The sequence below is a fragment of the Paenimyroides ceti genome (assembly GCF_030409925.1).
The window spans coordinates 1-13,068 of sequence record NZ_JAUFQU010000055.1 but is presented as its reverse complement, the minus strand read 5'-3'; the positions used below and the strand labels follow the sequence as shown (position 1 = coordinate 13,068).

Here is a 13,068-nt window from a genome sequence, read left to right as displayed (position 1 = left end):
AAATACCTATTGGCTATTATGGTCAGATAATAATTTGAATTCAAGAAAGCAGTTTACAATAAATCCATATTGAATCAACAACAAAATGTTCTTTTTATACCTTTAAACAAATAAATACTAAAACTAAATAATGACAACCACAGCCCAAGAGCAGAACTACAAGCAAAAATATGGAAAATCGCCAACGAAGTACTGGCTCAGTAGACGGATGGGACTTTAAACACTTTGTGTTAGGAACTTTATTCTATCGTTTCATAAGTGAGAATTTTACTAGTTATATCGAGGGTGGTGACGAAAGTGTAAACTATCCAAAATTAGCAAACGACATTATTACACCGGAAATCAAAGACGATGCTATTAGAACAAAAGGATACTTCATATATCCAAGTCAATTGTTTATTAACGTGGTTGAGAAAGCAGGTAAAAACGATAATTTAAATACAGACCTAAAAGCAATTTTTACAGATATAGAAAACTCAGCAAATGGTTATGATTCTGAACAAGACATCAAAGGTTTATTTGCAGATTTCGATACTACAAGTACACGCTTAGGTAATACGGTTGAGGAAAAAAATAAGCGTTTAGTATCTATTTTAAATGGAGTTTCAGAATTAAACTTTGGAAAGTTCGAAGAAAGTCAAATTGATTTGTTTGGAGATGCATATGAATTCTAATCTCGAACTATGCAGCTAATGCTGGAAAATCGGGTGGTGAGTTTTTTACTCCTCAAAACGTTTCCAAATTAATTGCGCAATTGGCAATGCACAAGCAAACTTCTGTAAATAAAATTTATGATCCTGCGGCAGGATCTGGTGCATTGTTATTACAGGCGAAAAAACATTTCGATAACCACATTATTGAAGAAGGATTCTTTGGTCAAGAAATCAATCATACCACTTATAACTTGGCGCGTATGAATATGTTTTTGCACAACATTAATTACGATAAATTCAACATTCAATTAGGAGATACTTTAACGGAGCCACATTTTATTGACGATAAACCATTCGATGCGATTGTTTCTAATCCTCCGTATTCAGTTAATTGGGTAGGATCTGATGATCCCACTTTAATTAATGACGATCGTTTGCACCGGCTGGAGTTTTAGCACCTAAATCAAAAGCAGATTTTGCTTTTGTATTACACGCGTTGAATTATTTATCAAGTAAAGGACGTGCAGCCATTGTATGTTTTCCTGGTATTTTTTACCGTAGTGGGGCAGAGCAAAAAATCAGAAAATATTTAGTAGATAATAATTTCGTTGAAACAGTTATCAGCTTACCAGGGAATTTATTCTTTGGAACTTCAATTGGCGTAAATATTTTGGTTTTATCTAAACACAAGTCAGAGTACAAAACGCAGTTTATTGATGCCAGTGGGGAGGAATTTTACAAAAAGGTAACTAATAACAATATGTTAGAAGATACCCATATTGATAAAATTATGGATTTGTTTGATTCGAAAGAGTTCAAAGAACACGTTGCTATTACCATTGAAAATGAAAAAATTGCAGAAAACGATTATAACCTTTCGGTAAGTACGTATGTAGAAGCTTTAGATACACGCGAAGTTATAGATATCAACGTATTAAATTCTGAATTAGAATCTACGGCTAAAAACATCACAGATTTACGTAACGCAATTGATAACCTTGTAAAAGAAATCGAAGGATGAGCAAATTAGAAGAGTTGTTACAAGGAGTAAATGTAGAATGGATTCCTTTGTATGAAGTTGCAGCAATGATTAGAGGTGTTCGTGTTACTAAAAAAGATTTAATCGAAAATGGCAAGTATCCTGTAGTCTCTGGAGGGGTAGGATTTATGGGATATGTAAATGAATATAATCGTGAAGAAAATTCAATAACAATTGCTCAGTACGGTACCGCAGGATTTGTAAAATGGCAAACTGAAAAGTTCTGGGCGAACGATGTAGCATTTACTATATTTCCAATTAACGAAGAATTAGTACTAAAAGATTTTTGTACTACTTTTTAATAAGTAAACAAAATTTTTTGTACGAGATTTCAAATAAAATTGCTGTTCCATATAATATTTCAAAAGATAAGATTTTAAATATCCCAATCCCAATCCCTTGCCCTGATAATCCAGAAAAATCCCTTGAAATCCAACAAGAAATTGTTCGCATTTTAGATGAATTAACTTCTTTAACGAACCAATTAAAAAATGAATTAGAAACGGAACGCCAAACCGTAAAAAACAATTTGAGTTCTTCCGTGAGCAGTTGTTTAGATTTGAAAGTAAGGATGTGGAATGGAAAACTTTGGAGGGTATATCAAAATTAATAACAAAGGGTACAACACCTAAAAGATATACAAACAATGGAATATCTTTCATAAAAACAGAGGCCTTTGATGGCTCTATAATAGTTCGGAAAAAATTATCATTTATCGATGAAGATACACATCAAAAAGAATTAAAGCGCTCAATATTACAGGAGAACGACATTTTAATTACTATTGCGGGAGCAACAATAGGGAAATGTGCCATTGTACCGAGAGAATTACTGCCCGCTAATACTAATCAAGCATTAGCAATTATAAGATTAAATAATTCAATTGTTATAAAGTATATCTTTCATTTATTGAAATCGGGTCTCATGAAAAGTTATATAGAATCAAACTCGAAAGGGTCAGCACAACCTAATTTAAATTTAAAGCAATTAAATGACTTTTTAATACCTGTTCCATCCATTGAAGAACAAGAACGCATTGTTCGTTTATTAGATCAATACGATGAAGCCACCAAAAACATTGTAGCGCAATTAGAAAAAGAAATAGAACTCAGAAACAAGCAGTACGAATATTATAGAAACTCGTTACTAAACTTTTTGAAAAATTAATTAATAGCCTACTAACTATTATGAGTCAAACACTAACCGAAATAGCACAAAAATTAATAAGAGCAACAAAAGAGGAAGGAAAGAAATTTCGTAAAACTCAATTAATTTATGCGTTTAATGGTACGGGAAAAACACGTCTTTCTCGTGAATTTAAAGAGGTAGTAGATCCTAAGGATCAAAAAACACCAGAGTCTCCAATAAAGTTTATGTATTACAATGCATTCACAGAAGATTTATTTTATTGGTTTAATGACTTGGAGGCAGATACTAATCGTAAATTATTAGTACATCCTAACAATTTTACAGAATTAGCATTATCTTTTTTAAAAGATGAGAATCAACATGGCAACATTATTACTAATTTCCAGAAATACACTAACAGATATATAACCCCAAATATAAATGATGATTTTACAGAAATTGCCTTTGATTATTTGGCCGGTGGAGATAATAGCGATACAAACATAAAAATATCAAAGGAGAGGAAAGTAATTTTATTTGGTGTGTTTTCTATAGTTTAATTGCGCACATAATTGATCTTTTAAATGAGGAAAGAGAAGATCGTTCAAGTGATAAATTCGATGAATTAGAATATATCTTTATCGATGATCCAGTGAGTTCATTAGATGATAATCATTTAATTGACCTAGCAGTTGATTTATCAAATTTAATTAAGAAAGCTAAGCTGACAAATGTAAAATTCATTGTTTCTACGCATAATCCATTATTTTATAATGTTTTGTATAATGAATTGAATCGTGAGAAAAATACTGGTAGATATAGACTACAAAAACTAAATGATGGGACATATCTTTTAATGACTCAAACGATTCTCCTTTTTCTTATCATATATTCTTGTTAGATGAGTTAAATGCAGCGGCTATTACCAGAAATATACACAAGTATCACTTTAACTTACTTAGAAACGTTTTAGAAAAACCTCTACTTATTTAGGCTTTAATCATTGGGAAGATTTAATACCTATGTATGTTAATACGAATGATGTACCCATAGCTGTTCGCTTGATTAATTTATATAGTCATAGTAAACATTCAGGTGATGAAATGGGAGTAATTCAAGAAATAGAAAAAGATATGTTTATAAAAGTTTTTAAATCATTATTAACAAAACATAACTTTAAATTACAATATAATGAACTTCTTGAAGTAGAAGCACAACCACAAACACAACAGTTACAAGATGCCTAATTTCAACACCATTGCAGAAACTAACAATTATATTGTTTTAGATAAATATACTAAGTTCTATGAGCTGAATGAAGCGCCAGTGGCGTATCAATCAGAAACAGCTCTTGAAAAGAATTTATACAAGATTTAATAAATCTTGGTTATGAGAATCCAACGCATTTAAAATCAAATGAAGCTATGCTGGCGAATGTTCGCACCGAATTGCAGGCACTGAATAATGTCGTGTTCTCAGACAACGAATGGAATCGTTTCCTAGTAGAGTATTTGGATAAACCAAGCGATAGTCTAATCGATAAATCCCGAAAATTACACGATAATCACATTTACGATTTTGTGTTTGATGATGGGCGTATACAAAATATTTATTTAGTAGATAAAAAATCAGTTACTCGTAACAAGGTTCAAGTTATATCTCAAGTAGAGCAAACAGGTACACATGCCAATCGTTATGACGTTACCATTTTAGTCAACGGAATACCTATGGTACAAGTAGAACTTAAAAAGCGTGGTGTTGCTATTCGTGAGGCGTTTAACCAGGTACATCGTTATTCTAAAGAGAGTTTTAATTCTACAAATTCGTTATTTAAGTATTTACAACTGTTTGTAATTTCTAATGGTACAGATACTCGTTATTTTGCCAATACAGTGTCACGCAACAAAAATAGCTATGATTTCACAATGAATTGGGCGAAAGCCGACAATTCATTAATTAAGGATTTAAAGGATTTTACTGCAACTTTTTTTCAAAAAAACACCATTTTAAATGTATTACTAACCTATACTGTTTTTGATGTAAAAGATACATTATTGGTTATGCGACCTTATCAGATTGCAGCAACTGAACGTATTTTATGGAAGATAAAAAGTGCTTATCAAACAAAGAAATGGTCTACATTAGAAAGCGGTGGATACATTTGGCACACCACAGGATCTGGTAAAACGTTAACTAGTTTTAAAGCAGCACGTTTGGCCACTCAATTAGATTTTATTGATAAAGTGTTTTTTGTAGTGGATCGAAAGGATTTAGACTTTCAAACCATGAAAGAATATCAAAAGTTTTCTCCTGATAGTGTGAATGGATCAGATAGTACTGCTGGCTTAAAACGAAACATTGATAAAAGTGATAATAAAATCATTGTTACCACAATTCAGAAGTTAAACAACTTAATGAAAGGGGATGCAGATTTAGATATTTATCATAAACAAGTAGTTTTTATTTTCGATGAAGCGCACCGTTCTCAATTCGGAGAAGCGCAAAAAAACTTACAAAAAAAGTTCAAAAAATTCTATCAGTTTGGATTTACAGGAACACCAATTTTTCCTACAAACGCATTGGGTGCAGAAACTACAGCAAGTGTTTTCGGAACAGAATTGCATTCTTATGTAATTACTGATGCCATCAGAGATGAAAAGGTATTAAAGTTTAAAGTTGATTATCACAACGTTAAACCTCAATTCAAGGGTGTTGAAATGGAGGTTGATGAAAAAAAATTGAATGCTGAAGATACAAAAAGGCATTTTTACATCCTGGTCGAATCAGCGAAATATCAAAATATATTTTACAGAATTATCGCATAAAAACGCATCGAACTAAAGGGGGAAATTCAGGATTTAACGCCATGTTTGCCGTTAGTAGTGTAGATGCGGCAAAGTGCTATTATGAAGAATTAAATCGTCAGCAAATCGGCAGTGATAGACCTTTAAAAATAGCAACCATTTTTTCATTTGCAGCTAATGAAGAACAAACAGCTATTGGAGAAATTTTAGATGAATCTTTTGAACCTTCTGCATTAAACAGTACGGCGAAAGAATTTCTTACAAAAGCTATTAAGGACTACAACAAAATGTTTAAAACAAGTTATGGTGTTGATAGTGATGCATTTCAAAATTACTACCGTGACTTATCTAATCGAGTAAAAGATAAAGAAGTCGATCTTTTGATTGTAGTTGGAATGTTTCTAACAGGATTTGATGCTCCGGCAATGAATACTTTATTTGTTGATAAAAACTTACGTTTTCACGGATTGATTCAAGCTTTTTCGCGTACGAATCGTATCCTTGATGCAACCAAAACGTTTGGGAATATTGTTACTTTCCGTGATTTGGAGCAAGCAACAGTTGATGCAATTACCTTATTTGGAAATAGCAATACAAAGAATGTTGTATTAGAAAAAAGTTACAAGGAATATCTAGAAGGTTTTACAGATAATTCAACAGGAGAAGCAAGAAGAGGTTTTGTAGAAGTTGTAAATGAACTAAACGAGAAATTTCCAAATCCTGATCAAATTGAAAAAGAAAAGGATAAAAAAGAGTTTACTAAGTTGTTTGGTGAATATCTTCGTGTCGAGAATATACTTCAAAATTATGATGAGTTCACAAGCTTAAAAGCTTTACAAACAATTGATATAATGATTCAGAAGCAGTAGAAGACTTTAAAGAAATGTACCATGTTTCTGATGAAGATATTGCAGTAATGCAAGACATCGTTTTGTTACCTGAGCGTACAGTTCAAGATTATAGATCAACGTATAATGACATCCGTGATTGGTTACGAAAGGAAAAGGAAGGAAAACAACCAGAAGATTCTGAAATAGATTGGGATGACGTAGTTTTTGAAATTGATTTATTAAAATCGCAGGAAATTAATTTGGATTATATCTTAGAATTAATCTTCGAACACAACAAAAAAACAAAAGATAAAGTTGAATTAGTAGAAGAAGTAAGTCGTGTAATTCGTGCAAGTATTGGTAATAGAGGTAAAGAATCTTTAATGGTTGATTTTATTAATGAAACAGATTTAGATTCAATTCCAGATAAAGCTTCAGTTATTGATGCGTTCTTTAAATATGCACAAGTAAAACAAAAGGAAGAAGCAACAGAATTAATTGAAGAAGAAAACTTAAACGAAGAAGCAACAAAACGTTATATTGAGTCTTCATTAAAACGTGAATATGCAACTTCAAACGGTACTGAATTAAATACAATTTTACCAAAAATTAGTCCTCTAAATCCTCAGTATCTTACAAAGAAGCAAACCGTTTTTCATAAGATAAGTGCGTTTATCGATAAGTTTAAAGGAGTGGGAGGGAGATTGTAATTTAGAAAAAAATTAATAATAAAAAATATTAAACAATTTTCTCTTTTTCGGACTTTTACTCAGACTAAAATAAAAATGCTTTCCAATTGGAAAGCATTTTTTTACATAAACTCCAAAATTTCTTGCTTCATCTTTGTCGGAAACTTTAAGTTATTTTCTTTCAAAAGGTCTTTGTCAATGGATTCAATTTCTTTGATAATTGAATTAAGTTTCTGGTCATTTAATGCTTCTAACTGCATTTGAATTTTGTACAATCTTAAAGATAATTTCTTTACATTTTTTTCTTCCATAGCTAATTAAAAATTTAATGTTGTTTGAATATTATTCTAAAATTACAAATAATTTTATTTATATAAAAAGTGAAAATTCCATTTTTATAAGAAAGTCTGTTTATCCGAAAATGAATGATTAAAGATATAGTGTATGTTTAGCGAGAGGATACGGGGCAATTTTGCCCCGTAAATCATATTGTATTGATAATCAATAAAATAACATACACTATAAATAATTTTGTAAACAAAAATGTAACAAGATTTTGTTATAATACTGTAATTTAGTAAATTAACTGTATTAAATAGTGTAACATATGTCTAATGTGGTTCGTGTTGATGTTTCAACAAAGTTAAAACTTGATCGTTTAAAAGAAGATTATAACATCAAAACTTTTGCGGAAGTTGTTGAAAAAATGACTTCATTTATCGTAGAAAATAATTTGATTTGAATAGAAATTATGCGAATGATTGGCACAATATAATTGAAAAATCAAACGAAAAAAGTTTGAAAAGAATTGAAGATGTAATCAGAATAATTCGAAATATTGAGAAGGAATCTGTCATCCCAATTCGTAATCAAGTTTATGATATGTATCATAACAGTGATGTCAATTTTAAAGCCGAAGTAATCACTGAAGTAAAGAAAGATTTGGAAGTTAATTCTCCTGCGGAACAGGATCTGGAAAAATATAAAATTGAATTAGCGCAGGTTAAAAAAGCAGAGATTTATATTTTAATGAATTGAATAATTTACGTCCACTAGTAAACGAACTTTTAAATTCTTTAACAACTAAATCTGGTTTAATGGGTTCAAAAGTTGAAGCAACTATAGCACCTGAAAGATTAAATGAACTAAAACAATTAATCAATAAATAATGTACATCAATTTTACCCCACATAAAGCAAACGTGAATAATTCTTCCGCTTCTTCTTGTGCGAATATTTTTGAATATTTAGAAAAGGAAGAGCGTGGCTTTGTTGAAGAAGATTCATTTTTTAAAGAGGAAAATAATGAGTCTATTGGTTTTTTTAATCAAGAAAATATTAACCTTTCTAAAGAAGATGTTATCCAAAATATTGATGAAAATAGAGGTAAAAGAGGTGTTAAAGAATCTAATTTTTATATGATAAATATTTCTCCTTCTTACTTAGAACAGAAACATCTTATAAAAAGAGTTGATCAATTTTTAGAAGAAAAAATTATTAATGAAAAACTTAAATTATCAGAAAAAGATTTAATTGCAGCTCGTGATGTGATGATGCGTGATCTTCTTATGAATTACAGCGGGAAGTGATGAAAGAGTATGCAAATAATTTCAATCGAGAAATTAATGGAAAAAAATTATCTGAAAATGATCTGATGTATTATGGTAGAGTTGAGACGAGGCGCACGTATAATTTTCGAGATAAAAATGTCATCGAAAATAAAAAAATATTAGATAAAATAAATAGTTCGTCTGATAAAAACGAAATAAAAAAACTTCAAGAATCTTTACAAAAAGATTATTTTACTGGTGATGTTATTAAAGAAGGATCTCCTAAAGGTGGATTTAACTATCATGTGCATATTGTTGTTTCTCGTCATGATAATACCAATGATTCAAGAAATAAAATAAGTCTTTCTCCAATGACTCAATACCGTTCTCAAAATTCTAAATTGAATAATCAAGTAAATAAAACAATTGGTTTTAATCGGGATGTATTCTTTGAAAACGCTGAAAAAAGTTTTGATCAATATTTTAATTACAGAAGAGATTATTCGAAATCTTATGAAGCACATAAAAAAAGGCAAGAACAAAAGGAATTCGTGAATTAACTAAACAGGGGATTGCAAACAGTGTTAAAAAAGAACTGAGTAATTATGCCGGAATAACTATTTCAAATCCTTCAAATCTTATTAAAATGCAATTGTCACAGACATTAGGAATAAATATTCCTACTCATTTAAAAATACCAACCAACCCAGTACAATTAACACTTAAAGTTGCCAAGACTGTTGCTAAAACTATTGAAAAAGGTTACGGAATGTAAATTACTATTGCTATGGAATATTTCTCTAATTTAACTACCGAAAATAAATTGATTGTATTGATAATGATTGTCATTTCAATAATAGGATTTATTTTATTTTTCCGAAAAGGATTTTTATACAAACTAATAGGTTTTCTAATAACTTTAGGTATCATTAGCCTTTATCTATATTTTTTAAAAAGAATTATTTGTTTATTTCTCTCTTGGTTTTACCACCATTTTTAATTGGATTATTGACATCCTTTTTTAAATCGAAGCCAAAGGAAGCCGATCCAAAACAAGTTTATTTTCCGGCCAATAAAAGTAATATTTATATCCCAATGTAAATACAGGTGTATTTATAGTTGCTGGAGCGGGATCAGGAAAAACGGAAAGTCCTATTTATTATTTAATGAAACATTTTGCAGAACATCAATTTACTGGTGTTATCTATGATTATAAAAATGGGGAATTATCTGAAATAGCTTTTGGACTATTTGGGATCGTTTAAAAGCCATTTCATTGCATAATGTTAATTATTCCTATCGTATCAATCCAATTGCTCCACAGTATATAGAAAACGAAATAGATATAGAAAACATATCAAAATCAATTTTATTAAATCTAAAAGGAAAAGATGAAAAGGAAGATTTCTTTTATTCAGCCGGGGCAGGTTTGTTCGCAGCAATTATTTTAAAATTACGAACTTATCATCCTGAATATTGTACCTTGCCCCATGCAGTCGCATTTTTTTTAAGCTTGGAAGAATTGCTGAATGCAGATGAGGAGAAAATGCACAGCCATTTAAACCTTTGGTAGATTGGTTAAAAACCGACTCACGAGTTATGAGTCAAGCTTCCGCTTTTTTAATGGGTATTCAATCTACTAGACAAACAGCCGCTGTATTAGCTTCGCTAGCTTCTTTATTACGTAAGATAGTAAATCTTGAAGCCTTTTACATTTTATCAGGAAACGAAATAGATTTGAATGTTAACGATCCAAAAATTAATATTGTACTGTCGGTTATTAATGAACCCAAAAATGCTTCTGCATTAACGCCACTATTAGCAGCTATATTACAAACAACAACTTCACAAATGATGCAACGCAATAGGAAACAAAGTTTTGTGTTATTAGACGAAGCACCTACGGTTAAGCTTTTAAATATGGCAAAAATACCTGCTACCATGAGAAGTTTTGGTGAGTACAGTTTACGCCATACAAGACATTTCGCAAGGATATGTACAGTACGGCCGTGATGATTTCCGTGAAATTACTTCCAACCTGGGAACTCAAATCCTAGGTAAATCTAATGATCCCGATACGGCTAAATTCAACGAACAATATTTTGAATTGGTAAAAGAAAAACAAGTTTCTAAAAACTTAAAAGGTGCTTCAGATTTATTTGGGTCTACAAATTCGAGAACCATTTCTCAACGTGAAGTTTCTAAAGTCCGGGCTTTTGAATTTACCCAATTTAAAGTAGGACAATTTGCATTTATTAGCGGTGGGAAATCTCAAGTAATAAAATTCAAAAAAGCAGATATAAATAAACCTCATTTGAATCTTGTAAGAACGGTTTCTAAAGAAGATTTGGAATTACATTTTCAAAAAATATTTGATGATGTGAAGAATTTATTTTAAAAAATTGGTTGTAATACAAAATTAATCTAAAACAAAATGCTCTTCAATAAAAAGCAGTAATAGTAAAATTACTGCTTGTATATTTAACAACTGCATTTAGAAAACTCCATATTAAGTATTAAGCTTTCTGCGGTTCGTTCAACGGGCTTTCATCTCGTGCCCTCCGGGCAAGACGAAAGCTTAGTTATTACCTGCAGTATTTTATAAATATTTTTTACTGATTTTTTCGAATTCTGTTTTCAGATAATTTCTAAATTGAGAATCGGATTGAACTTCACGTATTCCTGCGCCCATTATTTTACCATTATATCTTCTTAAATTTGGATACACATATTCAAAAAACATCTTTTGTCCAAGTTCATAATTATTTGATGTGATTCCTCTTAGCATTGCTGAGAATGTACCTGAAATATAATCGGCTATTTGAATACCAACACTTTGATGTGAATGTTCAATATTTAAGCTATCTTTAATATGACTATATTTTTCTATAAAATCGCCTTCATTTATAAGTTCGAAATATACATCTCTTAATAATTTGTCTGTGTTTTCACTTACGGGATCAAAAAATAAAACAGCTAAATTTTCTTCTGAATCTTGAATTTCCATTTCAATTCTTTGCATATGTTCTTGTAAATGCATTTTAAGCATTTTGGGTTCAGAATACTGTGAATTGTTCTTGTTTTTTGTTACAGTTAGGACGATTTTCTTATATTCTATATCGTTCAATAAACATAAAGTTTTTTCTACAAATTCAATTAATTTATGATAATCATAATTTTCTAGAAATTTAAAATCTTTATTGTCTTTAATTGGTGTTTTATTTTTTGATGAATTCTTAAACTCCACAAATAAGCCCATTTAATTTCTTTATTTATTGGCAAATCATATTCTTTCTTAAGTGCAAAAAACTTTTCTTTAAGTATTTTCCACTCTGAAGATTTGATTAATATTGTTGAACGAATGTAATAAGGATGAACTTTTAAATTTGGTTTTTTAGGATTATATAATCCACATTCAAGCGTTTTATGTGCAGCAGTCAATTTATGATTAGAGAATTTTGCTCCACTTGCCGTTTTTCTTCCATTAAACTTATCATGATAATAACAAGCAAAAACCTCACTTTTAAAGGAGGTTTTTGATTTATTTTGTGTAGACTTACACCCTATAAAAATAAATGAAATAAGGATAAGCAGTATAGGATTATAACGCAAATTCATTTAAATCTAAATCATTATGAATCTGAACAATATCGCTTAAGTCTTCTTCAATTTTTGCTTTGTTTTCTTCGTAGTCATCAGGTAAAACTTCAATCTTTACATTTAAAGTTCCTTTTCCTCTGTGGTGTGCTATATCCATAAAAGCACTTTTCGAAAGATCTAATGAACGTCCTTTAGAATGAGGTCCCCGATCGTTTACCGTAACAATTACTGATTCTTCATTTGACAGATTTGTAACACGAACTTTAGTACCGAAAGGAAGGGTTTTATGGGCTGCTGTAAGTTCTTTATTATTAAAAACTTCACCGCTTGCTGTTTTTTTTCCGTTAAACTTATCGTGATAATAAGACGTAACGGCTGATTCCTCAATCACTTCTACTTCGTCTTCCAGTTGCAATAATTGATTATTCAAAGCATTCAGATCATCATTCATCAATTCTTTTTTCTCCAGTTTAAATGTTGAATCATAATTCACAACATTCATCGCCAATTCTTTAGAAGATTTCGGTGTACTGAAATCAGAAGTGCTGTATACAGCAAAACCACTTAACACTACTAACAATGCTGATAAACTAAATAAATGTTTCCGTTTCATTTTCATATTCGTTTCATTTTTTAATCTGGCATTATCCGAAGAAAAACACCAAAGACCTTTCGGTTATATTATTTCTATGAAAACCACATATTCCATGGAATACGGGATAAAATTAAAATCAATCCCAATGTATAGAAGATGGCAAACATTTTAAATTTCTTTT

The 13,068-nt window shown here is 30.4% G+C and carries 19 protein-coding genes and 2 pseudogenes; 17 read left to right on the top strand and 4 right to left on the bottom strand.

From position 1 onward, the window contains the following. Positions 1-130 precede the first annotated feature (130 nt). The 8 genes and pseudogenes from QW060_RS22670 to QW060_RS22640 all read left to right on the top strand — a co-directional run bounded on the left by QW060_RS22670 (position 131) and on the right by QW060_RS22640 (position 7,164). A pseudogene (locus QW060_RS22670) lies at positions 131-1,674 on the top strand (type I restriction-modification system subunit M). A 14-nt stretch (positions 1,675-1,688) separates the two neighbouring features. Beyond that, entirely contained in the window at positions 1,689-1,994 is a 306-nt protein-coding gene (locus QW060_RS22665; protein ID WP_290365212.1) for a restriction endonuclease subunit S, read from the top strand. Continuing rightward, positions 1,979-2,302: a restriction endonuclease subunit S gene (locus QW060_RS28680; protein ID WP_397386131.1), complete on the top strand. Its 324-nt coding sequence runs from the start codon at positions 1,979-1,981 to the stop codon at positions 2,300-2,302. Before QW060_RS22665 ends, QW060_RS28680 begins: the two co-directional genes overlap by 16 nt. After that, positions 2,266-2,859 (top strand): restriction endonuclease subunit S, encoded by a 594-nt coding sequence (locus tag QW060_RS22655; RefSeq protein ID WP_290365211.1) that lies wholly within the window; start codon positions 2,266-2,268, stop codon positions 2,857-2,859. Before QW060_RS28680 ends, QW060_RS22655 begins: the two co-directional genes overlap by 37 nt. Positions 2,860-2,879: 20 nt before the next feature. Further along, complete coding sequence (locus tag QW060_RS22650) at positions 2,880-3,380, top strand: hypothetical protein (protein ID WP_290365210.1); 501 nt, start codon at positions 2,880-2,882, stop codon at positions 3,378-3,380. A gap of 92 nt (positions 3,381-3,472) precedes the next feature. Continuing rightward, positions 3,473-3,721 carry a hypothetical protein gene (locus QW060_RS28675; protein ID WP_397386130.1) on the top strand — a complete coding sequence of 83 codons (249 nt, stop codon included), beginning with the start codon at positions 3,473-3,475 and terminating at the stop codon, positions 3,719-3,721. Positions 3,722-3,842: 121 nt separating this feature from the next. Continuing rightward, complete coding sequence (locus tag QW060_RS22645; protein WP_290365209.1) at positions 3,843-4,067, top strand: hypothetical protein; 225 nt, start codon at positions 3,843-3,845, stop codon at positions 4,065-4,067. Then, a pseudogene (locus QW060_RS22640) lies at positions 4,060-7,164 on the top strand (type I restriction endonuclease subunit R). The gene QW060_RS22645 and the pseudogene QW060_RS22640 overlap by 8 nt, the downstream one beginning before the upstream one ends. 101 nt (positions 7,165-7,265) lie before the next feature. Here the strand turns inward: QW060_RS22640 and QW060_RS22635 are convergent. Further along, a complete protein-coding gene (locus QW060_RS22635) occupies positions 7,266-7,418 on the bottom strand; it encodes a hypothetical protein (protein ID WP_290365208.1) in 153 nt (50 codons plus the stop codon). A 332-nt stretch (positions 7,419-7,750) separates the two neighbouring features. On the opposite strand from QW060_RS22635, the gene QW060_RS22630 reads away from it, so the two are divergent. The 9 genes from QW060_RS22630 (at position 7,751) to QW060_RS22590 (ending at position 11,090) form a co-directional block, all read left to right on the top strand. Continuing rightward, positions 7,751-7,885, top strand: a complete 135-nt coding sequence (locus QW060_RS22630; protein WP_290365207.1) for a hypothetical protein — start codon at positions 7,751-7,753, stop codon at positions 7,883-7,885. 140 nt (positions 7,886-8,025) lie between these two features. Beyond that, positions 8,026-8,181, top strand: coding sequence for a hypothetical protein (locus QW060_RS22625; protein ID WP_290365206.1), 156 nt, complete (start codon positions 8,026-8,028; stop codon positions 8,179-8,181). Positions 8,182-8,311: 130 nt separating this feature from the next. After that, positions 8,312-8,731, top strand: a complete 420-nt coding sequence (locus QW060_RS22620; protein WP_290365205.1) for a DUF5712 family protein — start codon at positions 8,312-8,314, stop codon at positions 8,729-8,731. Beyond that, complete coding sequence (locus QW060_RS22615) at positions 8,731-9,252, top strand: DUF5712 family protein (RefSeq protein WP_290365204.1); 522 nt, start codon at positions 8,731-8,733, stop codon at positions 9,250-9,252. Before QW060_RS22620 ends, QW060_RS22615 begins: the two co-directional genes overlap by 1 nt. Before the next feature lie 86 nt (positions 9,253-9,338). Then, positions 9,339-9,467 carry a hypothetical protein gene (locus tag QW060_RS22610; RefSeq protein WP_290365203.1) on the top strand — a complete coding sequence of 43 codons (129 nt, stop codon included), beginning with the start codon at positions 9,339-9,341 and terminating at the stop codon, positions 9,465-9,467. Positions 9,468-9,655: 188 nt separating this feature from the next. Further along, a complete protein-coding gene (locus QW060_RS22605; protein WP_290365202.1) occupies positions 9,656-9,793 on the top strand; it encodes a hypothetical protein in 138 nt (45 codons plus the stop codon). Between the two features lie 175 nt (positions 9,794-9,968). Continuing rightward, the gene (locus tag QW060_RS22600; RefSeq protein ID WP_290365201.1) at positions 9,969-10,265 is read left to right on the top strand and encodes a hypothetical protein; all 297 of its coding nucleotides are present in this window, start codon (positions 9,969-9,971) and stop codon (positions 10,263-10,265) included. Positions 10,266-10,291: 26 nt separating this feature from the next. After that, positions 10,292-10,705, top strand: a complete 414-nt coding sequence (locus QW060_RS22595) for a type IV secretory system conjugative DNA transfer family protein (RefSeq protein ID WP_290365200.1) — start codon at positions 10,292-10,294, stop codon at positions 10,703-10,705. Further along, positions 10,647-11,090, top strand: a complete 444-nt coding sequence (locus QW060_RS22590; protein WP_290365199.1) for a TraM recognition domain-containing protein — start codon at positions 10,647-10,649, stop codon at positions 11,088-11,090. Before QW060_RS22595 ends, QW060_RS22590 begins: the two co-directional genes overlap by 59 nt. Positions 11,091-11,291: 201 nt before the next feature. Here QW060_RS22590 and QW060_RS22585 read toward each other — a convergent pair whose 3' ends face one another. Genes QW060_RS22585 through QW060_RS28155 form a run of 3 tightly spaced genes read right to left on the bottom strand, consistent with a single transcriptional unit; the run spans position 11,292 to position 12,905 of the window. Further along, a complete protein-coding gene (locus QW060_RS22585) occupies positions 11,292-11,939 on the bottom strand; it encodes a DUF3800 domain-containing protein (RefSeq protein ID WP_290365198.1) in 648 nt (215 codons plus the stop codon). Beyond that, complete coding sequence (locus tag QW060_RS22580) at positions 11,873-12,304, bottom strand: hypothetical protein (RefSeq protein ID WP_397386129.1); 432 nt, start codon at positions 12,302-12,304, stop codon at positions 11,873-11,875. The genes QW060_RS22585 and QW060_RS22580 overlap by 67 nt, the downstream gene beginning before the upstream one ends. Then, positions 12,294-12,905 carry a septal ring lytic transglycosylase RlpA family protein gene (locus QW060_RS28155; RefSeq protein WP_317623156.1) on the bottom strand — a complete coding sequence of 204 codons (612 nt, stop codon included), beginning with the start codon at positions 12,903-12,905 and terminating at the stop codon, positions 12,294-12,296. The genes QW060_RS22580 and QW060_RS28155 overlap by 11 nt, the downstream gene beginning before the upstream one ends. Positions 12,906-13,068 lie beyond the last annotated feature (163 nt).